Genomic DNA, 23,819 nt, shown 5'->3' on the forward strand with positions numbered 1-23,819 from the left:
GCGGGTCAGCTGAGCTGCCCCTGGCACAGATACTTCGTATGCATGTAATCGTCAAGTCCGTGACGCGAGCCCTCCCGGCCGTAACCGGACTCCTTCACGCCGCCAAACGGCGCCGCCTCAGACGCGAGCGCGCCCTCGTTGATCCCGACGATGCCGGTTTCCAGCGCCTGTGCCACGCGCCAGATGCGCCGTACATCGTTCGAGTAGAAATACGCGGCAAGGCCGAATGGGGTGTCATTGGCATCGCGAATCACCTCGTCCTCGTGGTGGAAACGGAAGATGGGCGCCACCGGGCCGAAGGTCTCCTCGTCGGCCAGCGCCATGGCAGGGGTCGCCCGGGTGAGTACCGTGGGCGCGTAGTAATGCGGACCGTCGTCGGTGCGCACGCGTTCGCCGCCGACCACCACATGCGCGCCTTTCTCGAGCGCGTCGCGCACATGCCGGTCGATCTTGGCCACGGCACGCGCGTTGATCATCGGCCCGATCTGGGACGCGGCCTCGCTGGCCGGGCCCACGCGCAGTGCGGAGACGCGCGCCGCCAGCTTGCCGACGAAGATGTCGTGCACGCCGGCCTGCACATAAATGCGGTTGGGGCAGACACAGGTCTGGCCGCCGTTCCGGAACTTGGCGGCCATCAAGCCTTCCACCGCGGCATCGAGGTCGGCATCGTCGAAGACGATAAAGGGCGCATTGCCGCCGAGTTCGAGCGAGAGCTTCTTGAGCGTGCCGGCCGACTCGCGCGCAAGGTGCTTGCCCACGGGCGTGGAGCCCGTGAACGTGATCTTGCGCACGCGGCTGTCCGCGAGCCACGCGTCGACCACGGCCGGCGTCCGCACGCGCGAGGCCGTGACGATATTGAGTACGCCGCGCGGCAGGCCCGCCTGCTCGGCCAGGTATACAAGGGCCAGCGCGGTCAGCGGCGTGTCTTCGGCAGGCTTGCAGACCACGGTGCAGCCGGCCGCGAGCGCGGGCGCGATCTTGCGCGCGATCATCGCCAGCGGGAAATTCCACGGCGTGATGGCGGCCACCACGCCGACCGGTTCCTTCAGCACGATCATCTTGCGTCCCGGCACGGCTTCCGCGACCACGTCGCCGCAGATGCGCGTGGCTTCCTCGGCGAACCATTCGACGTACGAGGCGCCATAGCGGACCTCGCCAAGGCTTTCCGCCATGGGCTTGCCCTGCTCGGCCGAGATGATGCGCGCGAGGTCCTGCTCGTGGGAGAGGATCAGCGCGTGCCAGCGCTTGATCCGCTGCGCGCGCTCGCGCGCGGTGCGGCGGCTCCAGTCCGGGAACGCGGCCGCCGCGGCGTCGGCGGCGGCCTTCGCATCGGCAGCGTCGCTGTCGGGCACGTGGGCGATGATTTCGCCCGTCGCGGGATCGATCACCTCGAAGCGTGCGCCGCTGTCTCGCCACTGCTGGTCGATAAAGTTCTGCGCGCGCAGCAGCGTCCGATCGGTAAGGGTAGTCAACATGGAGGCGTACCGGATAAAAGGATGGGGGAAATCAACTGACGATGCCAACGTGCCAGGGCACGAATTCATGATCGCCGAGCCCCAGCAGTTCGCTCTTGGTCGGCTCGCCGGAAGCGGCACGGAGGATGTGTTCGAAGATCCGTTCCCCAAGCTGCGCCACGGACAGTTCGCCGTCGAGCACGACGCCGCAGTTGATGTCCATGTCTTCCTCGAGCCGCCGATACATCGGCGTGTTGGAAGCGAGCTTGATCGTCGGCGCGGGCTTGGAGCCGAACATCGAGCCGCGGCCCGTGGTGAAGCAGATCATGTTCGCGCCGCTGGCGATCTGGCCGGTCGCGGCCACGGGATCGTAGCCGGGCGAGTCCATGAAGACGAAGCCGGCCTTGTCGATCGGCTCGGCATATTCGTACACGGCCTGCAGCGGGGTGGTGCCGCCTTTCATCGCGGAGCCCAGCGACTTCTCGAAGATGTTCGCGAGGCCGCCCTGCTGGTTCCCGTGACCGACCACGCCGTTGAACTGCGCGTTCTGGCCGGCCGTATACCGCTCCCACCACGCCAGGCGGTCGAGCAGCTTCTGCCCGACCTCGGGCGTGACCGCGCGGCGCGTGAGCATGTATTCCACGCCATGGATCTCGGGCGTCTCCGACAGGATCGCCGTGCCGCCGTGCCGCACGAGGATGTCCATGGCCGCCCCGAGCGCGGGGTTCGCGGTGATGCCGGAGAACCCGTCCGAGCCGCCGCATTCGAGGCCGATCTTCAGATGGCTGGCGCTCACGCGCTGGCGCGTGCAGGCATTGGCGCGCGGCAGCATCGACTCCACGGCGCGGATGCCGGCCTCGATGGTCGCGCGCGTACCGCCGGTGTCCTGCATGACCAGCGTATGCAGCTGTTCGCCCGGTGCGAGGCCCTGCGATTCGACGAGCGCGCTGACCTGATTGCGCTCGCAGCCCAGACCGACGATCAGCACACCGGCCAGATTCGCATGGCGCGCATAGCCGGCGATCGTGCGGCGCAGCAGGTCGAAGTGCTCGCTCGGCGACGACATGCCGCAGCCGCTGCTCTGCGCGAACGCCACCACGCCATCGACATTGGGATAGCCGGCCAGCCGCTCCTGCGTGAAATGCGCGGCGATATGCTTGATGACCGTGGCCGAACAGTTGACCGACGCCAGGATGCCGATGAAATTGCGCGTGCCCACGCGGCCGTCGGGGCGCACGTAGCCGAGGAACGTCGCGCGCTCCGCCTCGGGCACGTAGTCGATGGGCCGCACGTCCGCGCAGAACGCGGGATCGCGGTAGAAGTCCACGAGCCGCAGGTTGTGGCTGTGCACGTGATCGCCCGGCGCGATATCGCGATCCGCCACGCCGATCACGGTATCGTACTTGCGTACCTGTTCGCCGCGCGCAATCGCGCGCGCGGCAATCTTGTGGCCGGCGGGCACCTGCGCGCGCATGCGCACGCCCAGGGCCTCGAGGTGCTGGCCCAGCGTGAGGTCGCCACGGGCGATCAGCACGTTGTCGTTGGCATGCAGGCGGATGACGGGGTCTTGGGTCACGGTGGGTAATGGAATCGAGAATGGCGGATCAGCTCTGCGCGAGCATTTCCTTGAGTTTGAGGCGCTGGATCAGCTGCGTTTCCTGCTCGTAGACCTCGCCCACGTACTTGCGATAGTCGGGACCGTCGAGGTACATGATCGGTGCATCGAGACGCGCGGCCACGGTCTTGAACTCCGGGCTCGCCACCGCCGCGCGGAATGCCTCGCGCAGCGTCTTCTCGACATCCGGCGGCAGGCCCTTCGGCGCGCCGATGCCGTTGGGGGCCTCCACCACGACGTTGTAGCCGAGCTCCTTGAGCGTCGGCGCGTTGCTGAAACGCGGCGTGCGTTGCTCGCCCCAGGTCGCCAGCAGGCGCATCTTGCCGGCCTCGACGTGCGGCGCCCACGAGCTGGAGTCGGCAAGCAGGTCCACCTGACTGGCCAGCACGTCCTGCAACGCGGCGGAACCGCCCTTGTAGGCAATGGCGTTGAACCTGACGCCGGCCGCCAGTGCGAACTGTTCCATGCCGACGTGCGTGGCGCCGCCGATGCCCGCGTGCGCATAGGTGACGCGGCCCGGATGCGCCTTGGCTTCCGCCACCACATCGGCGAGCGTCTTGAAGCGCGAATTGTCCGGCACCGCGATGCCGAAGGTCTGGCCCGAAGTGCGCGCGAGGTAGGTCAGTTCCTTGCGCGGGTCCAGTTGCAGCATGCCCAGTTGCGAAAAGCGCGCGACCGAGATCGGGATCTGGCCGATGGTGTAGCCGTCGGGCGTGGCGCGGGCCAGTGCCTTCGTGCCGATCATGCCCGATGCGCCCGCGCGGTTCTCGACGACGATCGACTGCCTGAGGATGCCCGAAGCCACCTGGCAGAGCGCGCGCATCGACTGGTCGGCGGTGCCGCCGACGGGCCACGGGCAGATAAACGTGATGGGTCGCTCGGGATACCCGGTGGCGGCGCGGGCGATGCGCGGGGCGAGCAGGCTGGCCGTGCCGGTGGCGGCAGCAGCGGTGGCAGCGGCGCTGCCCAGCAGCAGACGGCGGCGCATAAGGCTCGCGGGAAGGCGATCGGTCATGGGGAAGGTCTCCTTGTTCTTGTCGCCGCCGGTTCATGCCGGAGCGATCGTGCTGCGATTGTGGCGGGACGAGGCATAACCATCCAATCAAAAATTGGCATGGCTTCATAACCTTTTCGTTACGTACCTTTGCGGGTAGACTCGCCGGCATGGCCCATATCGACCGCGCGTTCCGCTCCAATATCAAGCTGCGCCACCTGCAACTGCTGGTGGCGCTGGACGAGTTCCGGCATCTCGGCCGCACGGCGGAGTTCCTGTCCGTCAGCCAGCCCGCGATTTCCAAGGTGCTGGCGGAGGTCGAGAAGATGCTCGGCATGACGCTGTTCACGCGGTCCACGCGCGGCACGGAACCGACGCCGGCTGGCGAAGCGCTGGTGCGCTTCGCGCGCTCGGTGCTCGCGCAGTACGACGTGACGCGCGACGAAATCGAGGCGGTGGCCAGCGGCGCGGCGGGCCGCGTGCGCGTGGGGTCGATGGGCGCGGCCCTGCCGGTCCTTCTGGCCCACGCGGTGGCGCGGCTCAAGCAGCAGTCGCCGCGCGCGACGGTGCTGATCGAGGAGGGCGATCTCACGCATCTGCTGCCGCGCCTGCGGTTGTCGGAGCTCGACGTCGTGGTCGGCCGGCTCGAGCCTGCCTATGCGGCACCGGACCTCATCACGGAAGCGCTATACGAGGAACCGATGGTGGCGATCGTCGCGGCCGGGCATCCGCTGTCGCGCAAGGCGCGGCCAGACTGGGGCGACCTGTCGCGGCATCCGCTGGTTCTGCCGCCACCGTGGGCGTCGCTGCGCGTAAAGATCGAGCAGGCGTTCGTGCGGCATGGGCAGGACCTGCCCGCGGACCTGACCGAAACGTCGTCCTACTTCGCGGTGACGGCGTTCGTCTCGCAACGGCAGGCGGTGGGATTCGTCGCGCGTTCGGTCGGGCAGCAGATGCAGGCCGAGGGGCGCTTTCATGTATTGCCGATGCCCGTGGAGCTGGCGTTGCCGCCGATCGGCCTGATGATGCTGCGCGACCGGCGGCCCGCGCCGGGTGCGACGGCGTTGATGGCATGCCTGCGCGAGGAGGCGCGCGAGATCGCGCGCGCGGGCAAGTCGTCCCCCAGACCGCGGCGCGCGCGCACTACCGCGTGAAGCGTGGCATCACGGACGCGGTCCCAGAATCTGCAGCTTCGTCACCTTGACCGGCCCCTCGGCAAGTTCGGCGAGTCTGGCGAACCACGCCTTGACGTAAGGCGTCTCCTTATGGGCATTGAAGTCCTGCTCGTTCGCGAACACCTCGTAGAACACGAAGTGCCCGGGACGCGCGCGGTCCTCCTGCAGAAAATAGACGAGGTTCTTCGGATCGCCGCGCACGCCATCGACGAGCGGCCGGGTGATGGTCCGCAGCTCGTCGGCACGGCCGGGCCTGGCCTGGATCTCGGCCACCACGGAGAAGGCGCCGGCGGGCACGCGTGCGTAATCGACGGCGCCGGTACCGTCGTGCGCGAATGCATGGGCGGCACACAGGAATGCCGCCGCGGCGAGCAGCGTCGTCGCAATGCGTTGAGAGGTGGGCTGCATGGTCAGTAGGCCTTGAGCCGGGTGACGGTAATGCCGTTGACGGTGAGCTCCGGCAGCCGCTGCAGCCACTGCTGCACGTACACGGCCTTTACGTGCTCCTGAAACGCGCTCTCGTCGCGGAACACCTCGTAGAACACGAAGCGTCCGGGCGCATCGAGCTGCTCATGCAGGACGTAGGTGATCACGCCGGGCTCGGCGCGCGTGGCGGCGATCAGCGGCACGGTGGCCGCGCGGAGGTCGCCCTCCTTGCCGGGTTTGGCCTGCACGGTGGCGACGGTAACGAGGTGTCCCTCGGCACGCGTCCCTTTTTCCGCCGTGACTGGCGGCGAGGAAGGGGATGATGGGGATGACGGGGATGACGGGGATGACGGGGATGACGCGGATGACGCGCAGGCGCCGAGCAGCAAGGCGCCCGCGAGCGGAAGAAACGATCGGTGAATGCGAAACACGGTGTGAGTCCCCTGTCCGTTGTGCGATGTACGCCCTCAACGTTAGTGCGGAGACTCACCCGGCATCGAGTTAAATGTAGTGAAGACGAGTGAAGCGCGCCGGTCGCCCCGGTCACGTTCTATCCGTCGATATCCCCCAGCATGATCGCGTCGAGCCCGGCGCCCGACCGCACCATCGGCCAGACCTTCTCGCCGCCATCCACCTGAAAGTCCACGAACACGGTGCGGTCCTTGAGGCGAAGCGCTTCGCGAATCGCCGGTTCCACGTCGGCCTCGCGCTCCACGCGCAGGCCAACGTGCCCATAGGCGCGCGCAAGAATCGTGAAGTCCGGCAGCGCGTGCATATACGACTCGGAGTAGCGCTGGCCGTAGTCCACATGCTGCAGTTGGCGGACCATCCCGAGGTAGCCGTTGTTGAGCGTGAAGATCTTCACCGGCAGGTTGTGCTGGGTGCAGGTGGACAGTTCCTGGATGCACATCTGGATCGATCCATCGCCGGTGATCACGCACACGTCGCTGTCCGGAAACGCGCGCTTGACGCCCATCGCATAAGGCAGGCCCACGCCCATCGTGCCGAGCCCGCCCGAGTTGATCCACTTGCGCGGCGACTGGAAGCGGTAATGCTGGGCGGCCCACATCTGATGCTGGCCCACGTCCGAGCAGATATAGGCGTTGTCGCCGGCAATCTCGCTGAGCTTCTCGATCACGTACTGCGGCTTGATGACGATGCCGTCGCGCTGGTAATCGAGGCAGCGCTGCGCGCGCCAGTCGGCCACGGAACGCCACCATCCCTCGCGCGCCGACGCGGGCACCGCCGGCTGCTCGCGCAGTGCGGCGTTCAGCTTCTGCAGCACGCGCCGCGCATCGCCGACGATCGGCACCGTTGGCTTTACGCGCTTGCCGATGCTCGCGGGATCGATATCGATATGGATGATCTGCCGCGGCACCGCGCAGAACGCATCCACCTTGCCGATCACGCGATCGTCGAAGCGCGCGCCGACGGCGATCAACACGTCGCACTCCTGCATCGCGCGGTTGGCCTCGTACGTGCCATGCATGCCGGGCATGCCGAGATAGCGCGGCTCGGTGGCCGGCACGAGGCCAAGCGCCATCAGCGTGGTGGTGATGGGCGCATCGACAAGCCGCGCGAGCTCGGCGACTTCGGCGCCCGCATCGGCCATCAACGCGCCGCCACCGACGTAAACATAGGGGCGCTGCGCATTGCGCAATGCCTGAACGGCCTGACGGATCTGGCCGTCATGCCCCTCGAGCTGCGGGCGATACGAACGGATATCGATGCGCTCGGGCCACTGGAACGTGCCCTCGGCCAGCGCGACGTCCTTCGGAATATCGACGAGCACCGGCCCGGGCCGGCCCGTGCGTGCGATATGGAACGCCTTGCGCAGCGTGAGCGCCAGGTCGTTCACGTCGCGCACGAGGAAGTTGTGCTTGACCACGGGGCGCGTGATGCCGACCGCGTCGCACTCCTGAAAGGCGTCCTCGCCGATCATGCTCGTCGGCACGTTGCCGGAGATCACGACCATCGGGATCGAATCAAAGTACGCGGTGGCAATGCCCGTCACCGCATTGGTCACGCCCGGTCCGGACGTGACGAGCGCCACGCCGACCTTGCCCGTCGCGCGCGCATAACCGTCGGCCGCATGCACGGCGGCCTGCTCGTGCCGCGTGAGCAAATGGCGCGGCGCCTCGTGCGCGGCCAGCGCGTCATAGATCGGCAGTACGGCCCCGCCCGGGTACCCCCAGATCTCCGCTACGCCTTCCCGCCGTAGTGCTTCCACGACCATCTCCGCCCCACGCATGGTGACGGCAGGGGCGGCGGCCTTGGCACGAAATTCGGCGATTGGCATGTTCACTGGAAATGCTCCGTTGGCTTGGGGGTTGGACAACGGATGCAGTCTAGGAGCAGATGCCCGGTACGTTCTGCCGAATCTACGCGTATTCGCGGGCGTGGCAGTGCAATGTTCCGTGGTTCAGGGATTTCGCGGCAGTAACTGCGGCATGCCTCGTGCCTGGGCGACGCACTGCCTCGTCAGCGCGATCAGCCGCTGCGCGATGGGCGAGCGATTGTCGCGCCGCCAGACGAGCTCGAGCGGCAGTTGCAGATCGAGGTCGTCGAGCTTGAGAAACCGCACGGACGCACTGGCGTGCGCGGCCGCCTGCTCGGGCAGGATCGCGCAGCCCATGCCGGCGGTGACGAGCGTCAGCAGCGAGTTGTTGTCCGTGCCTTCCATGACCACCTTCGGCATAAACCCCGCGCCGTGGAAATGCGCGATCAGCCGGTCGTGGTAGTAGGCCGTGACGCTGCGCGGAATCCAGAGGAAATCGCGCCCATTGAGGTCCGCGAGCCGGCGCGGCGGCTTGTCGGTCCACTGCGGTTCGTTGGGCACGGCCAGCGCCAGTTGCTGCGTGGAGATCAGCATGCCGTCGAGCGCGGGGTCGTCCATGGGACGAAAGTAGAGGAACCCGGCATCGAGTTCGCCCGAGCGGATCAGATCGACCTGCGGCCCCGAGATGACCTGCCTGACCGATACCGAGACATCGGGCGACTGCTCGCGAAACTGCCGCAGGATTTCGGCAACCACCGGTAATAGCTGGTGCAGGATCGTCAGGCCGATGGCCAGGTTGCCAAGTCTGCCGCTCGCGGCTTCGACCGCGCGCTGTCTGGCCGCATCGAGGTCTTCGAGGGCCCGGGTCGTGTCGTACAGGAACTGCGCACCTGCCGCGGTGAGCGTCATGCCGCGCGACTGGCGTTCGAACAGCGTGACGCCGAGTTCTTCCTCCAGCCGCTGCAACTGCTTGGTCAGCGCCGGCTGCGCCAGGCCGTGCGCGCGTGCCGCCTTGTTGATCGACCCCTCGCGCGCGACGCTCGCGAAATACCGTAACTGCCGCAGCTCCATGGTTATTCCCGATAGTTATTGCTTCGATCGCTTAAATATATATTCGGGAATAGCATGATTTCAAGCGTTTGCCTTTACGCACATTCTTTGCCGCATCGAATCGCGTAAGGAAATCACGGAAATGTCGATCGTCAACAGTATCGAGGCCCGCCTGCCGGCATTGCGCCAGCTTCGGCAGACATTGCATGCGCATCCGGAGCTCGGTTTCGCCGAGCATCGCACCGGGGACCTGATCGCCGCCGAGCTCGAGCGGCTCGGCATTGCCTGCCACCGCGGCATTGGCAAGACCGGCCTCGTCGGCGTGATCGAGGGAAAGCGGCGGACGAGCGGGCGCGCGATCGGCCTGCGAGCCGACATGGACGCGCTGCCGCTGCACGAGCAGACGGCGTTGCCCTATGCCTCGTGCTGTCCCGGCCGGATGCATGCGTGCGGCCACGACGGGCACGTGACGATGCTGCTCGCGGCCGCTGGTTACCTCAGCGAAACGCGCGCGTTCGACGGCACGGTCTACCTCGTGTTCCAGCCCGGCGAAGAGGGTTACGCGGGCGCGCGGGAAATGGTCAACGACGGGCTGTTCGACCGCTTTCCGGTCGAGCAGGTCTACGCGCTGCACAACTGGCCCACGCTGCCGCTGGGCACGCTGTCGATCGCGCCCGGGCCGGCCATGGCAGCGACCGACCGCCTCGAAATCGAGATCTTCGGCGTGGGTGGGCATGGCGGGGTGTCGCCCCACAAGTGCGTGGACCCGGTGCTGGTTGCAGGGCACGTGATCACGGCGGTGCAGAGCATCGTCAGCCGCAATGTGCCGGCCCTCGATGCGGCGGTCATCAGCCTGTGCGCGATCCAGGGCGGGCAGATGGACGGCTTTGCGGTGATCCCCGACTCGGTGAAGATCGTCGGCACCGCGCGCTCGCTGACCGCCGAGATGCAGACGCTGCTCGAGCGCCGTCTGCATGAGGTGGTGCAGGGCGTGGCCTCGGCGTTCGGCGCGCGCGCGTCGGTCACGTACGAGCGGCTGTTCCCGATGACCGTCAACGATGCGGAGGCCGCGGCCTTCGCGACCGACGTGGCCGTCGAACTCTTCGGCCGCGCACAGGTCGTCGCGCGTCCGCAGCCGAGCCTCGGCGGCGAGGATTTCGCGTTCATGCTGCAGCGGCGTCCGGGTGCCTATGTGCACTTCGGCACGGGCTCGCCCGCAGGCGGCGACCACGGCCTGCACAGCCCCCATTTCGACTTCAACGATGCCGCCATCCCGCTGGGCGGCGCCTATCTCGCGCGGCTCGCCGAGCGCGCGCTTCCGGTGGCATAGCGCCACGCAACGCAGGAACCCTCACCATGTCCAAGTCCCCAACGCACCAGATCGCGGCCGCGGTCATCGGCAATGCCCTCGAGTGGTATGACTTCATCGTCTACGGGTTTATGACGGCGGTCATCTCCGCCGTGTTCTTTCCGGCGGAAAACGCGTATGGGTCGTTATTGCTGACCACGGCGAGTTTCGGTATCGGCTTTGTGCTTCGGCCCATTGGCGGCATCCTGATCGGTGCATATGCGGACCGCAAGGGCCGGCGCGCCGCGCTGCAACTGATCATCTTCCTGATGACGGTGGCCACGGCGATGATCGCGTTCGCGCCGCCTTATGCGGCCATCGGCGTGGCCAGTTCCGTGATGATCATCGTCGCGCGCATGCTGCAGGGGCTGGCGACCGGCGGCGAGTTCGCCAGCGCCACGGCATTCCTCGTGGAGATGGCGCCGCGCAACCGGCGCGGACTATATGGGTCGTGGCAGATGTTCGGGCAGGGGCTGGCCATGCTGCTGGGCGCGGGCGTCGCCGCGCTCGTCACGGGTTGGCTCCCGCGCGAGAGCCTGCATGCCTGGGGCTGGCGCGTTCCCTTTATCGTCGGCCTGCTGATTGCGCCGATCGGCATCTGGATTCGTCACCATCTGAGCGAGACCGTGGCGGTCTCACGCGATGACGATGCAGGCGTGGGACATGGGGTGGGACATGGGGTGGGACAGACGCTGGTGCAGCATCGCCGTGGACTGCTGGCCAGCTTTCTGCTGACCACGTCGGCGACCATCTCGTTCTACGTGCTCGTGATCTATCTGCCGACCTATGCGAGCAAGACGCTCGGCCTCGCGCTGGAGAGCGCATTCATCGCGCAGTGCATCGGCATCGTGGCGATGATCGTGGCCATCCCGTTGTTCGGGGCGCTGTCCGATCGCGTCGGCCGCCAGGTCGTGCTGCGCACCGCGCTCATCCTCTCGGTACTGCTGCTGTATCCGTGCTTTCAATGGCTGATTGCCGACCCGGACTTCTCGCGCTTCATGTGGATGCAGATCGTGCTGTGCGGCATCTTCGGCGCGTTCCTCGGGCCGTTCTCGTCGGCGGTGGCGGAGCAGTTCCCGAGGCGCATCCGTTCCACCGGCATGGCCGTGAGCTACAACGTGGCGGTCATGATCTTCGGCGGCTTCGCGCAGTTCATCCTGACCTGGCTGCTGCATGTCACCGGCTCCCCGATGACCCCCGCGTTCTACCTGCTGTTCGGCGCATGCGCGGGGTTGATCGGGAGCTTCATCATGGTGGCGACAGGGCCGGCGGCGAACCTCACTTACGCGCAAAATCCTGCTGCAGCACCCGCCGTGCGGAGTCGGCAATCATGACCACCGCGCCGGACAGCATCAGCACGTCCTTGAGCACGAGCCGGCCGGCCCCCGAGAGGTAGGGGAAGCCGTACTGGGCATCGCCGAGGTTGGCGACCCAGGCTTCCGGCGTGGTGATCAGGAAGGACAGCGTGACCACCGGTGTCAGGAACGCGAGGATCGAGCCGACGAGGCCGAGCCGATTCGAGAACAGGTACGACAGTACCAGCAGGCCGATTGCGATTTCCACGATGCCCAGACCGGTGGAGAACGAATAGGTGTGGTTGGCCACCTGCCATGCCCGCTGCACGAGGTCAAGCTGGCCCTCGTGCGTCAGGTGGGCGTGATAGGCCTCGGGGTGCGCGTAGAAGAACGACATAAAGGGGCTGTTGGCGACGAATGGCGTAATGCTGTCCGCCTCGTACGGCACGAACTTCAGGGCGCCGATCCAGAGGAAGACGATCGCCACGCCGAAGCGGATCATCGGGACGCCGAGGCGGTCCAGCCGGCTGGCGATGGTGAGGAGATTGCGTGCGTTCATGATGGTGACTCCTTGCTGAGACGGGAAGCGCGATGTGCGCTGGCTTGTCTCCATGCTATGCAGCCGCCGTGTGACGAGGACGACCGATCGGCTCAGGTTTTGTCTCGATCGTCTCAGTCTTCACCACGATTAACATCCGGACGCCGATCCCTTGAATAGGATGGAAGCGACGCGCGGCGTGGGGCTTCGCTATTCGCAGAAGGAGGTCGCAGTGAGCAAAGGCAAAGTGTTGATCGTTGGCTCGAATGCCAACCGGGTCGAGATACAGGGCGGCGGCTGGGGGGCAACCGGCCAGTATCTGAATGAAACCGTCGTGCCGGCCATGGCCATTATCGAGGCCGGCTACGAGGTGGTGCTCAGCACGCCGAACGGCACCAAGATGACGCTCGATGCGGCGTCGGACGCCCCGGCGCACTTCGGGGGCGACGAAGCTGCTTACAAGCGCGCGCGCCAGTTCTGGGACAGCGACCCGGTCATGACGAACGTGCGCACGCTCAAGTCCGTGATCGACGAGGGGCTCGACAACTACGCCGGCGTGTTCATCCCGGGCGGCCAGGCTCCCGTCGTCGATCTGATGCAGGACGCGGAGCTGCGGACGATCCTGCAGCACTTCCACGAGAAGTCCAAGCCGACCGCCATGCTGTGCCACGGCCCGATCTCGGCCGCGGCCGCGATGCCGCACGCGCGCGAGTTTCGCGCGGCACTGATCGCCGGCGACCCGCAGAAGGCAAAGGAGTGGGCCAAGGGGTGGCCGTACGCGGGCTACAAGATGACCGTGTTCTCCGCTACCGAGGAGAAGTACGTCGAGGAGAATATCCTGCACGCCAAGATCTACTTCGACATGCCTTACGCGTTGAAGACGGCCGGCGGCGAGGTCATCATCGAGCCGAAGGACTTCGCGCCGCACGTGGTCGAGGACCGCGAGCTCATCACGGGGCAGAATCCCGCATCGGATCACCCGATTGCGGCAAAGTTCGTGGCCGCGCTCGATCGCGCCACGGCCTGATTGCAAAAAAGCACGAACATCTGGAGGCCGACCATGGCGCATCTCAAGATCATGGCTATTCTGACTGCCAAGGACGGCAAGTCCGAGGATCTGATGGCATTGCTCGCGGCCATGGTCGCACCGTCCCGCGCCGAGCCCGGCAACCTGCGCTGGGACATCTGGCGTGATGTGTCGGATTCGAATCGCTTCGTGCTCGACGAACTCTATGCGGATGCCGCCGCGGTCGATCATCACCGCGCCACGCCGCATTTCCAGCACTACCTGTCGCGCGTCAACGATCTGGCGACGCGCGTCGCGGTAGTCGCCGAGCCTGTGCAGGTAGGGGGAACGCCATGAAGCTTTACTACCACCCGCTGTCCGGGCATTCGCATCGTGCCCGGCTCTATCTGTCCCTGATCGGGGAGCCATTCGAGCTCGTCGAGGTGGATCTGCCGTCCGGCGAGCACAAGAAGCCGGCCTTTCTCAAGCTCAATCCGCTCGGACAGGTGCCGGTGCTCGTCGATGGCGACACCGTCGTGCCCGATTCCAACGCGATCCTGATCTACGCAAGCAAACGGTTCGGCAAGACCGACTGGCTGCCGCAGACGCCTGCCGGCGCCGCGGCCGTCGAGCGCTGGCTGTCGATCGCGGCGGGCGACCTCGCATTCGGCGCCGCGGCCGCGCGGCTCGTCACGGTGTTTTCGGCCAAGCTCGATGCGGAGGCCGCCATCAAACGCGCGCACGGGCTGCTCCAGCGCATGGAGGACGTGCTGGCGGACCGCCCGTGGTTGGCCGGAGACAGCCCGACCATCGCCGATGTCGCGTTGTACAGCTATACCGCGCGCGCGCCGGAAGGGTTCGTCGATCTGAACGCCTATCCGAACGTACTGGCGTGGCTCGCGCGCATCGAGGCGCTGCCCGGTTTCGTGGAATTCCAGCGCACGCCGGTCGGCCTGGCCGCCTGATATGGCGCAGATGCCGTGGCACGCCGGGGAACTGGCGCTGCAGGCACGCGTGGGCGTGCTCGCGAAGATGGACGACGTCGGGCGCCGCTTCGTGCGCGACTACATGCCGGACGAGCATCGCGACTTCTTCGCGCAGTTGCCGTTCATCGTGCTGGGCACGGTGGCGCCCGACGGGCGCGTCTGGGCCACGCTGCGCGCGGGTCCGCCGGGGTTCCTCGCATCGCCCGAATCGCACCGGCTCGACCTTGCCATCGCGCGCGAGCCGGCGGATCCGGCCGATGCCGGGCTCGCGGACGGCGATGCAATCGGGCTGCTCGGCATGGATCTGTCCAACCGGCGGCGCAATCGCATGAACGGCGTGCTGCGTCTGTCTTCCGATGGCAGCGCGCGTGCCGCGCATATCGACGTCGTGCACAGCTTTGGCAACTGTCCGCGTTATATCCAGCTGCGCACGCTGCGATGCGTGCGCGAGGCGCTGCTACCCACAGCCGTGGCTCCACAGGCACTCGATGGACTCGATGACCGTGCGCGCGCGTTGATCGCCAGCGCCGATGCATTCTTCGTCGCCTCGTACGTGGATCTGCCGAACGCGGAGGGCGAAGGAACGACGCGTCAGGTCGATGTCTCCCATCGCGGCGGCAAGCCCGGCTTCGTGCGGCTGGATGCCGACGGCGGCATGACGATTCCCGACTTCGCGGGCAACCTGTTCTTCAACACGCTCGGCAACTTCCTTTCGAATCCGCTCGCGGGCGTCACGTTCGCCGATTTCGATACCGGCGAACTGCTGCAGATGAGCGGCCGCGCCGAGGTCATCGTCGATTCGCCCGAGATCGCGGCGTTCCAGGGCGCCGAGCGGCTCTGGCGTTTCATGCCCGAGCGCATCGTGCGCCGCGACGATGCCTTGCCCATCCGCTGGTCGTCCGTGGCCGATGGCGTGTCGCCGAGCTCGCAAATGACGGGCGACTGGGAGCAGGCCGCCAACCGGCTGCGCGCGGCCGCGATGAAGTGCCAGTGGCGGCCGTTTCGCGTGACGCGCATCGTCGATGAGAGCAGCGTCGTGCGCTCGTTCCATCTGGAGCCCGCCGACGGGGCGGGACGCATCGCGCATTGCGCGGGGCAGTTCCTGCCGATTCGCGTGACGCCGCCCGGCCACACGCAACCGCTGATCCGCACCTACACGCTGTCGGTCGCGCCATCGGACCCGGCGTACCGCATCAGCGTCAAGCGCGAGGGTGTGGTCTCGCAATACCTGCACGACACGCTCGCGGTGGGGGACACGCTCGAGACGCGCGCACCCGCGGGCGGCTTCACGATCGATGCGCTCGAGCGGCGGCCGGCCGTGCTGATGGCCGCGGGCATCGGAGTGACGCCGATGCTCGCGATGCTCCGGCATATCGTCTACGAGGGACAGCGCAAGCAGCGCGTGCGACGGACATGGTTCTTCCACGCCGCGCGTACGCTCGCCGAGCGCGCCTTCAGCGACGAACTGGCGGCGCTCGCGGCACAGGGCAATGGGGCGATCCGCGTCGTGCGCGTGCTCGGCCATCCGGACGGCGCGATCGTTGCGCAGGACTACGACGTTGCGGGCCGTATCGGCATGGACGTGCTGCGCGCGCATCTGCCGTTCGACGACTACGACTTCTATCTGTGTGGGCCATCGCCGTTCATGCAGGGGCTCTACGATGGGCTGCGGTGTCTCAATATCGCCGATGCGCGGATTCATGCCGAGGCGTTCGGCGTATCGTCGCTGACGCGCAAGCCCGATGCCGCGATGGCCCCGCATGCATCGGCGACATCGGCCGCGCGGCCCGCGACCGGATCGGTGCCCGTGCTGTTCACGGCATCGGCCAAGGAAGCGCGCTGGAACCCGGGCGACGGCTCGCTGCTGGAACTGGCCGAGCAGCGCGGGCTCTCGCCGGAGTTCGGCTGCCGCAACGGCAATTGCGGCACCTGCCTCGCGCATCTCGAACGCGGCGCCGTGGCCTATCTGCATCCGCCCGAGTACACACCCGGCGAGGGCGAGGTGCTGATCTGCTGCGCCGTGCCCGCGGAAGGCAGCACGGGGCTGAGCCTCGCGCTGTAGCGACGGTCAGCCCAGCGCGCGGACGGAGCTGCTGATGGCCCGCGCGCTCTGCAGCAGGGGCGGCCCCAGGCGCCGCTCGGTATCCTCGACGCTCCAGCGCGCGGTGGGGGCCACCACGTGGATCGCCCCGAGCGGCCGGCCCTTGCCGCCGACGATCGGCGAGGCGATGGTCATGTCGCCGAGAAACAGTTCTTCCGAATTCATCGCATAGCCGCGCACACGCGCCTTCTGCAGCTCGGCCATGACGGCATCGACGGACGTCAGCGTGAACGAGGTATGCGCCACGCGCGCCGACTGCTCGACGATCTCGCGCGCCTCGCCTTCCGGCAGCGCGCTCAGGTAGGCCCGGCCGGAGGCGGTGCAGTACATCGGGATGCGGCTGCCGATGGGCATATGCACGGGCACGAAATGCGCGCTGACGAAGCGCGCGAGGTAGACCATCTCGTCGCCATCGGGCTCCGTGAGGCAGGTCGTCTCGGCGGTGACCTTCGTCAGTTCGGAGAGGAACGGGTTGGCGACGTCGATCAGCGGATCCGCCGCCAGGTAGTTGTACCCGACCTTCATCACCTGCAGCGTCAGCTGGTAGCGCCGCGTCTGCGGATGCTTGCGCAGATACCCCAGTTGCTCGAGCGTGAAGACCATCCGCTGCGCCGAGCTCTTGTTGATGCCCGCCACCTCGGCGATCTCCGCGATGGTCATCGTGCGGCGCGACGCGCTGAACGCGGCCAGCACCGCCAGACCCTTTTCGAGCGACTGGTTGAAGAGCTGGCTGACTTCCGATTGAGAGGTTGACATCACATTGAGCCGTTTGCGGAGACATCGCAGAATCGCATATCGATTCATATGATGCAACTAATGGTTTTCGAGAATTAAAAGTCGATGGAAGTTCATCGACTATTGGCATGCAGGTTGCATAGCTCGCAGCACCGCGCTTCAAGGCGCGTCCTTCAGAACCCTTGCCAAGGAGTGTTCGCATGTCCATCGTCAATCGCGCCCGTCGCCACGCACTGCTTCTGTGCCTCGCCGGCACCGTTTCCTCTCTCGCATGGGCCCAAGGCAGTGCACCGGCCACCTTCAACGTCGGCGCCACCGCCACGGGCGTGCCGTTCACCTTCCTCGACGTCAAGACCAATACCATCCAGGGGATGATGGTCGATACGGTCACGGCGGTGGGCAAGGCCGGCGGCTTCCAGGTGAACGTGCAGCAGACCGCGTTCGCGGCGCTGATTCCCTCGCTGACCTCGAACAAGATCGACATCATCTCGGCGGCCATGCTGAAGACGCCCGCGCGCGAGCAGGTGGTGTCGTTCAGCGATCCGGTCTATTCGTATGGCGAAGGCCTGATGGTCAAGGCCGACGATGCCAGGGCCTACACCTCGCTCGACGACCTCAAGGGCGAGGTCGTCGGCGCGCAGGTTGGCACGGTGTTCCTCGACATGCTCAACAAGAAGGGCATCTTCAAGGAAGTGCGCAGCTACGATTCCATCGCCGACATGTCGCGCGATCTGTCGCTGGGCCGCATCAAGGCGGGCCTCGGCGATCAGCCGCTCATCGCCTATCAGATTCGCCAGAACGCGTTTCCGGGCGTGAAGCTCGTCGGCAGCTACAAGTCCGTCAACGTGGGCGACGTCTGCCTCGTCGTGCGCAAGGGCGATACCGAGACGCTGGCCCGCGTGAACAAGGCCATCGCGGCGATCAAGGCCGACGGCACGCTGGCGAAGATCGTCCAGAAGTGGGGCATGTAAGAGGATGGTAGTCGCGACCTTCCTCGAGAACGCGCGCGAGTTCCTGCCCATCCTGCTCAAGGGGGCGGTGGTCACGGTGGAGGTTACCGTGCTGTCGTTCCTGCTGAGCAGCGTGCTGGGGCTGGGCCTCGCGCTGATGAAACTGTCTCCGGTGCGCGCGCTGTCGGTCACCGGTTCGACGATCGTCAACGTGATTCGCGGGCTGCCGATCATCGTGCAGCTGTTCTATATCTACTTCGTGCTGCCCGATGCCGGCATTCATCTGACCGCGTTCCAGGCCGGCGTGATCGGCCTCGGCATCGCGTACTCGGCGTATCAGGCGGAGAACTTCCGCGCGGGAATCGAGGCCGTGGATCCCGGCCAGCGCGAGGCCGCGCAGGCCATGGGCATGCGCGGGCCGCTGATCCTGCGGCGGGTCATCCTGCCGCAGGCTTTCCGCATCGCGCTGCCGCCCTATGGCAATACGCTCGTCATGATGCTCAAGGACTCGTCGCTGGTGTCGACGATCACGGTGGCGGAGATGACGCGTGCCGGCCAGCTCATCGCGTCGTCGACATTCCAGAACATGACCGTCTACACGCTCGTGGCGTTGCTTTACCTGTTGATGAGCCTGCCGCTCGTGTACGCGCTGCGCCGTGTGGAACACCGCTTTGGCGCGGGAAGGAAGCGACCATGATCGATATCCAGAACCTTCAGAAGCGATTTGGCGACCATCAGGTGCTGCACGGCGTGGATCTCCACGTGGACAAGGGCGAGGTGGTATGCCTGATCGGCCCGTCGGGATCGGGCAAATCGACGGTCCTGCGCTGCATCAACGGCATGGAGTCGTACGAGGGCGGCGAGATCCGCGCATTCGGCGAGCGCGTGGACCGCGAGGGCCGCGACATCCACCGGCTGCGCAGCCGCATGGGCATGGTGTTCCAGCGCTTCAACCTGTTTCCGCATCGCACGGTGCTCGAGAACGTGATGGAAGGCCCCGTCTACGTGCGTGGCGAGCCGAAGGATGCCGCCCGCGCGCGCTCGATGGCGTTGCTCGACAAGGTAGGGCTGGCGGCGAAGGCGGACGCGCATCCGGCGCAGCTGTCGGGCGGCCAGCAGCAGCGCGTGGCCATCGCGCGCGCGCTGGCGATGCAGCCCGAAGCGATGCTGTTCGATGAACCGACGTCGGCACTGGACCCCGAACTCGTGGGCGATGTGCTCGAGGTCATGCGCAACCTTGCGAAGGAAGGCATGACGATGATCGTGGTGACGCACGAAATGGGTTTTGCGCGCGAGGTAGCGGATCGTGTCTGCTTTCTCCATGGCGGAAAGATCGTCGAGGAAGGACCCGCCGCGCAGGTGCTGGGCGCGCCGCGGCAGGCGCGCACGCAGGATTTCCTGCGGCGCGTATTGCAGAAGCCCGCGGGCGTTGCCAACGAGGCGTCGGGAGATGTCGCGTGACGACCGAGAATGCCATGAGCGGCCGCGCGCTGCCGCCGTCGCTGTGGGCCGCCACCGCGATCGATGCACCGCATACGCCGGCATTGACCGAATCCACGCGCGCCGATGTGCTGGTGATCGGCGCCGGCTTTACGGGGCTCTCCACGGCGCTGCATCTCGCGGAGCAGGGTGCGTCGGTCCGCGTCGTCGATAGCCATCAGCCCGGCTGGGGTGCGTCCGGCCGCAACGGCGGCCAGGTCAACCCGACGCTCAAGTACGATCCCGACGAGCTCGTGAAGAAGCTCGGCGCCGCGCGCGCGGAACCGCTGATCGAAGCGATCTCGGGCTCGGCGGATCTCGTATTCGACCTCATCGCGCGGCACGGTATCGATTGCCAGCCGGTCCGCGCGGGCTGGCTGCAGCTTGGGTATACCCAAAAGGCCGTGGACGGCATGCATGCGCGCGCGCGGCAGTGGGCGCGGCGCGGCGTCAATGTGGAGATGCTCGACCGCGATGCCGTGGCGCGGCGCGTCGGGACCGACGCGTTCGCGGGCGGCTGGCTCGACGGGCGTGCCGGCGCCATCCAGCCGTTGTCGTACACGCGTGGGCTGGCGGCGGCGGCGCAGCGCGCGGGCGCATCGATCCACGGCGACAGCGCTGTGGTCTCGCTGACGCGCGCGGCCTCGCAAGGGAAGGCCCGTTGGCAGGCGACGCTGGCCACGGGCGCGACGGTGGAGGCGGAGCATGTCGTCATCGCCACCAATGGCTATACGGGACCGCTATGGCCGGGCCTGTCGAGCACGATGCTCACGGCCAACAGCTTTATCGTGGCCACGCGCCGGCTGACGTCCGCCGCGGCCGATGCCATCCTCGAGCGGGGCGAAACCGCGTCGACGTCGCAGCGGCTGCTGCTGTACTTCCGCAAGGACAACGAGGGGCGGCTGCTGATGGGCGGGCGGGGCTTCTTCGCCGATCCGCGCGGGCCGGAGGACTTCGCGCATCTGGAACGCTCGCTGGAGCTGCTGTTCCCGCAGCTCGGTCCGCTCGACTATGCGTACCGCTGGAGCGGCCGCATCGCGGTCACGCGCGATTTCATGCCGCATGTCCATGAGCCGGCACCGGGCGTGACCGTGGCCGTGGGATGCAATGGACGCGGTATTGCGTTGTGCACGAGCTTTGGCAAGCATATCGCCGAACGGCTCGTGGGCGCGGGGATGGGTGCGGGGATGGGCACGGGGATGGGCGCAGGCAGGGGCGCCGGCGACGCGTTCCCTTATCCGATCTCGCCGATCGTGCCGATTCCGATGCATGGGCTCCAGCGCTTCTATGTCGCGGCCGGCGTGGCCTGGTACAGCCTGCTGGATCGGTTCGGCTGAACGTTCTGGTGCAGCGCGGCATGGATGGAACGTCCGGGCGAGCCTGTAGGAGGGCCGCCGATGGCGTTCCGGGCGGCGGGCTGGGATGATGGGCGCCTCAGTCTCGCGTGAGCGATGGGCACATGACCAAGTTCCTCCGTTACCAGTCCGGACGCGCCCCGCGCACGGCCATCTCGTTCGTCGCCCTCGTGGCGCTCGTGGTGTTGTCCGCCATCTGTGGGGCCATCGTCTGGAATATCGCGGGCGACGACCGGCATATCGAGCGGCGCATCGATCGGGTCTACAGCCTCGACGATCCGCAGTTCGCGCACGAACTCGGCGTGCTGCTCGGGCCGCCGGTGGTGGACGGCAATCGCTACCGCGTGCTGCGCAATGGCGACGAGATCTTTCCGGCGATGCTCGGTGCCATCCGGCAGGCGAAGAAGACCATCAACTTCGAGTCCTACATCTACTGGTCCGGCGATATCGGCATGGCATTCGCCGACGCGCTGAGCGAACGCGCGCGGGCGGGGGTCAAGGTGCAGGTGCTGCTCGATGCCGTGGGCAGTTCCAAGATCGAGCGATCTGTCCTGGAGACGATGAAGCGCGCGGGCGTCGATGTCCGGTTGTACCATCCGGTGCGGTGGTACACGCTGAGCAAGCTCAACAACCGCACGCACCGCAAGTTGCTGATCGTCGACGGCGTCATCGGCTATACGGGCGGCGTCGGCATTGCGCCCGAATGGACCGGCAACGCGCAGGACCCCGACCACTGGCGCGACACGCATTTCGAGGTGGAAGGCCCCGTGGTCGGGCAGATGCAGTCCGTGTTCGTCGATAACTGGATCAAGGTGGCGGGCCGCGTTTCGCACGGGCCCGAGTACTTCCCGATGCCGAAGCCGGCCGGCGAGGGTCGCGCGCAGATATTCAGCAGTTCCCCCACGGGCGGCAGCGAGAGCATGGCGCTGATGTATCAGCTTGCCATCACCGCCGCCAAGACCTCCATCGATCTGTCTGCCGCCTACTTCGTGCCGGACAAGATCACCGAGTATGCGTTGCTGGAGGCCATCAAACGCGGCGTCCGCGTGCGCATCATCGTGCCCGGCGAGTACATCGACTCGGAAACCGTGCGCGCCGCGTCGCGCCAGCGCTGGGGCGGGCTGCTGCAAGCGGGTGCCCTGATCGCCGAATACCAGCCCACGATGTACCACTGCAAGGTCATGATCGTGGACGGCTTGCTGGTGTCGGTGGGCTCGACGAACTTCGACAACCGCTCGTTCCGGCTCAACGACGAAGCCACGCTGAATATCCTGGACGCGAAATTCGCGGCGGAGCAGACGGCCATCTTCGAGGACGACCTGAAGCGCTCCGCGCCGATTACCTACGAGGCGTGGAAGCACCGCCCGCTGCGGCAGAAGATCGCGGATGCGCTGTCGTCGCTGATGGGGGCGCAGCTTTGAGCGACCCATACCGGTTTGCATACAGCCACGTGAACTCGGCGCCGAGCAGGAAGATCTGCGCGGAGTAATAGACCCAGACGAGCACGATCACCAGCGAGCCGGCCGCCCCGTAGCCGGTGGCGACGCCGGTCTTGCCGATATAGAGGCCGATCAGCACCTTGCCGATGGTGAAGAGCCCGGCGGTCACCAGGGCGCCGAGCCAGACGTCCAGCCAACGGACGTTGGCGTGCGGCATGATCTTGTAGATCATGGCAAAGACGACCGTGGTCAGGCTGAAGCTCAGCAGCATATCGACGCCATGCGCCACGGCTTCCACTTCGCCCAGCGGCGTCCATGCGCGGCCCAGCGCGGAGACCGCCGCGCTGGCGACGAGGGAGACGATCAGCAGGAACCCGATACCGAGCACCATGCCGAACGAGAGCACACGCGTGCGCAGCAGTTCGACGATGCCGGAAGCCTTCTTGCGTTCGGGCACGCGCCAGATGCGATCGAGCGCATCCTGCAGCTCGGCAAAGACCGTGGTGGCGCCGATGAACAGCGTGACCGCCCCGACGATCGCGGTGACCGTGCCGGCGCCCGGACGGTTCAGCGATACGAGCATCGCCTCGATGGCCGCCGCGCCATCGGTGCCGACGAGTCCGCCGAGTTGCTGCACCACGGCACCTCTCGCCGCGTCCGCGCCAAACACGAGACCGGCCACGCTAATGACGATGAGCAGCAGCGGCGCGACGGAGAAGATCGTGTAGTAGGCCAGTGCGGCGCCCATGCTGGGCGCATAGTCGTCGAGCCATGCAGAGACCGTGTCCCTGAGCAGAAGGAAGAAGTTTCTCGAATGCGAAAGTCCGATGCGCCAATTTTGCATGATGAGGGGGCGCCCGGCGCGCATGCGCGGTTCCGGAGGCGCCATACGAATCGATGCACTGGCAGGGCGCAATATCGATGCCAGCCGTCATTCGGTCTTTTCGCGCGGCCACGCGACTAGGCGCGGGTGCAGACGGAAATCGACAGGTCGATGCCGAGCTCGCCAAGGCGCTTCAGCACCCTTGCGTCCACGGTCTCGCTCGTGGTGCCGGCCGAGTACCAGACCACCGACAACTCGATCTCGCCGCCGTCCTTCCTCAGTTGCCGGAACGACTGCCGATGGGGCGTGAGGTCGCGGCATATCGATGCCACGGCCTCCTGAAGCTCCATGCCATGAAAGTCGAACGGTACGACGCAGTAGCCGTGGCCCGGACCATGGCTCATCGGTACCTCGCACGGCCGAAGGTTCGCCGTGCGGCATAGCGCCGCGAGATCGGCATCGCGGCTGTAGAGCCGCAGCGATGCTTCGAACGTTCTCAACCCTGTTCTCCCGACGCGCGTTGATCGCATGTTGATCGCACGCTCATGTCGCTGCATGCCGCCGCGTGCGAACCGTGTGGCCAAGCTTAGCAACTCGCCCCGCGCGCAGCAATTTTCCTCGTCGCCGAAGCTGCCCTGCGTTAGTGCGCGCGGGTCGTCGATCGCTGCCCAACTTCGGCGCAGGGCGCGATAGTCCTCGCCATCGCGAAGGCGCACGAGGCGAGGCGGCACATGGCGGCACGCCCGCATGCACGATGGCAATGCCGCTCCCC

Annotated in this window: 23 protein-coding genes; 12 read left to right on the forward strand and 11 right to left on the reverse strand. The window is 66.7% G+C overall.

The window, feature by feature from the left end; all coding sequences use genetic code 11:
* Positions 1-5: 5 nt before the first annotated feature.
* Genes FOB72_RS18920 through FOB72_RS18930 form a run of 3 tightly spaced genes read right to left on the reverse strand, consistent with a single transcriptional unit; the run spans position 6 to position 4,084 of the window.
* Entirely contained in the window at positions 6-1,475 is a 1,470-nt protein-coding gene (locus FOB72_RS18920) for an NAD-dependent succinate-semialdehyde dehydrogenase (protein ID WP_150374287.1), read from the reverse strand.
* Between the two features lie 31 nt (positions 1,476-1,506).
* The gene (locus tag FOB72_RS18925) at positions 1,507-3,030 is read right to left on the reverse strand and encodes a UxaA family hydrolase (protein WP_150374288.1); all 1,524 of its coding nucleotides are present in this window, start codon (positions 3,028-3,030) and stop codon (positions 1,507-1,509) included.
* A 28-nt stretch (positions 3,031-3,058) separates the two neighbouring features.
* On the reverse strand, positions 3,059-4,084 hold the full coding sequence (locus FOB72_RS18930; protein ID WP_150374289.1) for a tripartite tricarboxylate transporter substrate binding protein: 1,026 nt from the start codon (positions 4,082-4,084) through the stop codon (positions 3,059-3,061).
* 149 nt (positions 4,085-4,233) lie between these two features.
* Between FOB72_RS18930 and FOB72_RS18935 the strand changes: the two genes are divergently transcribed.
* Positions 4,234-5,217 (forward strand): LysR substrate-binding domain-containing protein, encoded by a 984-nt coding sequence (locus tag FOB72_RS18935; protein WP_150374290.1) that lies wholly within the window; start codon positions 4,234-4,236, stop codon positions 5,215-5,217.
* A 9-nt stretch (positions 5,218-5,226) separates the two neighbouring features.
* On the opposite strand, the gene FOB72_RS18940 is transcribed toward FOB72_RS18935, so the two are convergent.
* The 4 genes from FOB72_RS18940 to FOB72_RS18955 all read right to left on the reverse strand — a co-directional run bounded on the left by FOB72_RS18940 (position 5,227) and on the right by FOB72_RS18955 (position 9,013).
* The gene (locus FOB72_RS18940) at positions 5,227-5,646 is read right to left on the reverse strand and encodes a putative quinol monooxygenase (RefSeq protein WP_150374291.1); all 420 of its coding nucleotides are present in this window, start codon (positions 5,644-5,646) and stop codon (positions 5,227-5,229) included.
* A gap of 2 nt (positions 5,647-5,648) precedes the next feature.
* Entirely contained in the window at positions 5,649-6,095 is a 447-nt protein-coding gene (locus tag FOB72_RS32625) for a putative quinol monooxygenase (protein ID WP_150374292.1), read from the reverse strand.
* 119 nt (positions 6,096-6,214) lie between these two features.
* Positions 6,215-7,969 (reverse strand): biosynthetic-type acetolactate synthase large subunit, encoded by a 1,755-nt coding sequence (gene ilvB, locus FOB72_RS18950; protein WP_411859865.1) that lies wholly within the window; start codon positions 7,967-7,969, stop codon positions 6,215-6,217.
* A gap of 117 nt (positions 7,970-8,086) precedes the next feature.
* Positions 8,087-9,013, reverse strand: coding sequence for a LysR family transcriptional regulator (locus tag FOB72_RS18955; RefSeq protein WP_150374294.1), 927 nt, complete (start codon positions 9,011-9,013; stop codon positions 8,087-8,089).
* Positions 9,014-9,125: 112 nt separating this feature from the next.
* Between FOB72_RS18955 and FOB72_RS18960 the strand changes: the two genes are divergently transcribed.
* Positions 9,126-10,322, forward strand: a complete 1,197-nt coding sequence (locus FOB72_RS18960) for a M20 aminoacylase family protein (RefSeq protein ID WP_411859891.1) — start codon at positions 9,126-9,128, stop codon at positions 10,320-10,322.
* 26 nt (positions 10,323-10,348) lie between these two features.
* A complete protein-coding gene (locus tag FOB72_RS18965) occupies positions 10,349-11,674 on the forward strand; it encodes an MFS transporter (protein ID WP_150374296.1) in 1,326 nt (441 codons plus the stop codon).
* Here FOB72_RS18965 and rclC read toward each other — a convergent pair.
* Positions 11,619-12,194 (reverse strand): reactive chlorine resistance membrane protein RclC, encoded by a 576-nt coding sequence (gene rclC, locus FOB72_RS18970; RefSeq protein ID WP_150374297.1) that lies wholly within the window; start codon positions 12,192-12,194, stop codon positions 11,619-11,621. The two genes, FOB72_RS18965 and rclC, sit on opposite strands and share 56 nt — an antisense overlap.
* Positions 12,195-12,405: 211 nt before the next feature.
* Here rclC and FOB72_RS18975 point away from each other — a divergent pair, with 211 nt between their 5' ends.
* From FOB72_RS18975 to FOB72_RS18990, 4 genes are read left to right on the forward strand one after another with little or no spacing between them, the layout of a single operon-like run.
* On the forward strand, positions 12,406-13,200 hold the full coding sequence (locus FOB72_RS18975) for a type 1 glutamine amidotransferase domain-containing protein (RefSeq protein WP_150374298.1): 795 nt from the start codon (positions 12,406-12,408) through the stop codon (positions 13,198-13,200).
* Positions 13,201-13,233: 33 nt separating this feature from the next.
* Positions 13,234-13,536: a putative quinol monooxygenase gene (locus FOB72_RS18980; RefSeq protein ID WP_150374299.1), complete on the forward strand. Its 303-nt coding sequence runs from the start codon at positions 13,234-13,236 to the stop codon at positions 13,534-13,536.
* Positions 13,533-14,144: a glutathione S-transferase family protein gene (locus FOB72_RS18985; protein WP_150374300.1), complete on the forward strand. Its 612-nt coding sequence runs from the start codon at positions 13,533-13,535 to the stop codon at positions 14,142-14,144. Before FOB72_RS18980 ends, FOB72_RS18985 begins: the two co-directional genes overlap by 4 nt.
* A gap of 1 nt (position 14,145) precedes the next feature.
* Positions 14,146-16,227: a pyridoxamine 5'-phosphate oxidase family protein gene (locus tag FOB72_RS18990; protein WP_150374301.1), complete on the forward strand. Its 2,082-nt coding sequence runs from the start codon at positions 14,146-14,148 to the stop codon at positions 16,225-16,227.
* 6 nt (positions 16,228-16,233) lie between these two features.
* Here the strand turns inward: FOB72_RS18990 and FOB72_RS18995 are convergent, their stop codons facing one another.
* Entirely contained in the window at positions 16,234-17,022 is a 789-nt protein-coding gene (locus FOB72_RS18995; RefSeq protein WP_150374302.1) for an IclR family transcriptional regulator, read from the reverse strand.
* A gap of 179 nt (positions 17,023-17,201) precedes the next feature.
* Between FOB72_RS18995 and FOB72_RS19000 the strand changes: the two genes are divergently transcribed.
* The 5 genes from FOB72_RS19000 (at position 17,202) to FOB72_RS19020 (ending at position 22,206) form a co-directional block, all read left to right on the forward strand.
* The gene (locus FOB72_RS19000; protein ID WP_150374303.1) at positions 17,202-17,972 is read left to right on the forward strand and encodes an ABC transporter substrate-binding protein; all 771 of its coding nucleotides are present in this window, start codon (positions 17,202-17,204) and stop codon (positions 17,970-17,972) included.
* A 4-nt stretch (positions 17,973-17,976) separates the two neighbouring features.
* Positions 17,977-18,648, forward strand: coding sequence for an amino acid ABC transporter permease (locus tag FOB72_RS19005; RefSeq protein ID WP_150374304.1), 672 nt, complete (start codon positions 17,977-17,979; stop codon positions 18,646-18,648).
* Positions 18,645-19,412 (forward strand): amino acid ABC transporter ATP-binding protein, encoded by a 768-nt coding sequence (locus FOB72_RS19010; RefSeq protein ID WP_150374305.1) that lies wholly within the window; start codon positions 18,645-18,647, stop codon positions 19,410-19,412. Before FOB72_RS19005 ends, FOB72_RS19010 begins: the two co-directional genes overlap by 4 nt.
* A gap of 14 nt (positions 19,413-19,426) precedes the next feature.
* A complete protein-coding gene (locus FOB72_RS19015; protein ID WP_150377259.1) occupies positions 19,427-20,767 on the forward strand; it encodes an NAD(P)/FAD-dependent oxidoreductase in 1,341 nt (446 codons plus the stop codon).
* Between the two features lie 122 nt (positions 20,768-20,889).
* Entirely contained in the window at positions 20,890-22,206 is a 1,317-nt protein-coding gene (locus tag FOB72_RS19020) for a phospholipase D-like domain-containing protein (protein ID WP_150374306.1), read from the forward strand.
* Here the strand turns inward: FOB72_RS19020 and FOB72_RS19025 are convergent.
* A complete protein-coding gene (locus FOB72_RS19025) occupies positions 22,124-23,068 on the reverse strand; it encodes a YihY/virulence factor BrkB family protein (RefSeq protein WP_150374307.1) in 945 nt (314 codons plus the stop codon). The two genes, FOB72_RS19020 and FOB72_RS19025, sit on opposite strands and share 83 nt — an antisense overlap.
* Positions 23,069-23,184: 116 nt before the next feature.
* On the reverse strand, positions 23,185-23,547 hold the full coding sequence (locus FOB72_RS32230; protein WP_191002337.1) for a DUF4279 domain-containing protein: 363 nt from the start codon (positions 23,545-23,547) through the stop codon (positions 23,185-23,187).
* Positions 23,548-23,819: the final 272 nt, after the last annotated feature.

The organism is Cupriavidus pauculus (assembly GCF_008693385.1).
Classification (GTDB): Bacteria; Pseudomonadota; Gammaproteobacteria; order Burkholderiales; family Burkholderiaceae; genus Cupriavidus; species Cupriavidus pauculus_D.

What these genes read in the sequence shown, in the direction of transcription:
- FOB72_RS18920 (WP_150374287.1), bottom strand. Translation starts at nt 1,475, where the DNA reads ATGTTGACTACCCTTACCGATCGGACGCTGCTGCGCGCGCAGAACTTT.
- FOB72_RS18930 (WP_150374289.1), bottom strand. Translation starts at nt 4,084, where the DNA reads ATGACCGATCGCCTTCCCGCGAGCCTTATGCGCCGCCGTCTGCTGCTG.
- FOB72_RS18935 (WP_150374290.1), top strand. Translation starts at nt 4,234, where the DNA reads ATGGCCCATATCGACCGCGCGTTCCGCTCCAATATCAAGCTGCGCCAC.
- FOB72_RS18940 (WP_150374291.1), bottom strand. Translation starts at nt 5,646, where the DNA reads ATGCAGCCCACCTCTCAACGCATTGCGACGACGCTGCTCGCCGCGGCG.
- FOB72_RS18955 (WP_150374294.1), bottom strand. Translation starts at nt 9,013, where the DNA reads ATGGAGCTGCGGCAGTTACGGTATTTCGCGAGCGTCGCGCGCGAGGGG.
- FOB72_RS18965 (WP_150374296.1), top strand. Translation starts at nt 10,349, where the DNA reads ATGTCCAAGTCCCCAACGCACCAGATCGCGGCCGCGGTCATCGGCAAT.
- rclC (WP_150374297.1), bottom strand. Translation starts at nt 12,194, where the DNA reads ATGAACGCACGCAATCTCCTCACCATCGCCAGCCGGCTGGACCGCCTC.
- FOB72_RS18980 (WP_150374299.1), top strand. Translation starts at nt 13,234, where the DNA reads ATGGCGCATCTCAAGATCATGGCTATTCTGACTGCCAAGGACGGCAAG.
- FOB72_RS18985 (WP_150374300.1), top strand. Translation starts at nt 13,533, where the DNA reads ATGAAGCTTTACTACCACCCGCTGTCCGGGCATTCGCATCGTGCCCGG.
- FOB72_RS18990 (WP_150374301.1), top strand. Translation starts at nt 14,146, where the DNA reads ATGGCGCAGATGCCGTGGCACGCCGGGGAACTGGCGCTGCAGGCACGC.
- FOB72_RS18995 (WP_150374302.1), bottom strand. Translation starts at nt 17,022, where the DNA reads ATGTCAACCTCTCAATCGGAAGTCAGCCAGCTCTTCAACCAGTCGCTC.
- FOB72_RS19000 (WP_150374303.1), top strand. Translation starts at nt 17,202, where the DNA reads ATGTCCATCGTCAATCGCGCCCGTCGCCACGCACTGCTTCTGTGCCTC.
- FOB72_RS19005 (WP_150374304.1), top strand. Translation starts at nt 17,977, where the DNA reads ATGGTAGTCGCGACCTTCCTCGAGAACGCGCGCGAGTTCCTGCCCATC.
- FOB72_RS19010 (WP_150374305.1), top strand. Translation starts at nt 18,645, where the DNA reads ATGATCGATATCCAGAACCTTCAGAAGCGATTTGGCGACCATCAGGTG.
- FOB72_RS19015 (WP_150377259.1), top strand. Translation starts at nt 19,427, where the DNA reads ATGAGCGGCCGCGCGCTGCCGCCGTCGCTGTGGGCCGCCACCGCGATC.
- FOB72_RS19020 (WP_150374306.1), top strand. Translation starts at nt 20,890, where the DNA reads ATGACCAAGTTCCTCCGTTACCAGTCCGGACGCGCCCCGCGCACGGCC.
- FOB72_RS19025 (WP_150374307.1), bottom strand. Translation starts at nt 23,068, where the DNA reads ATGCAAAATTGGCGCATCGGACTTTCGCATTCGAGAAACTTCTTCCTT.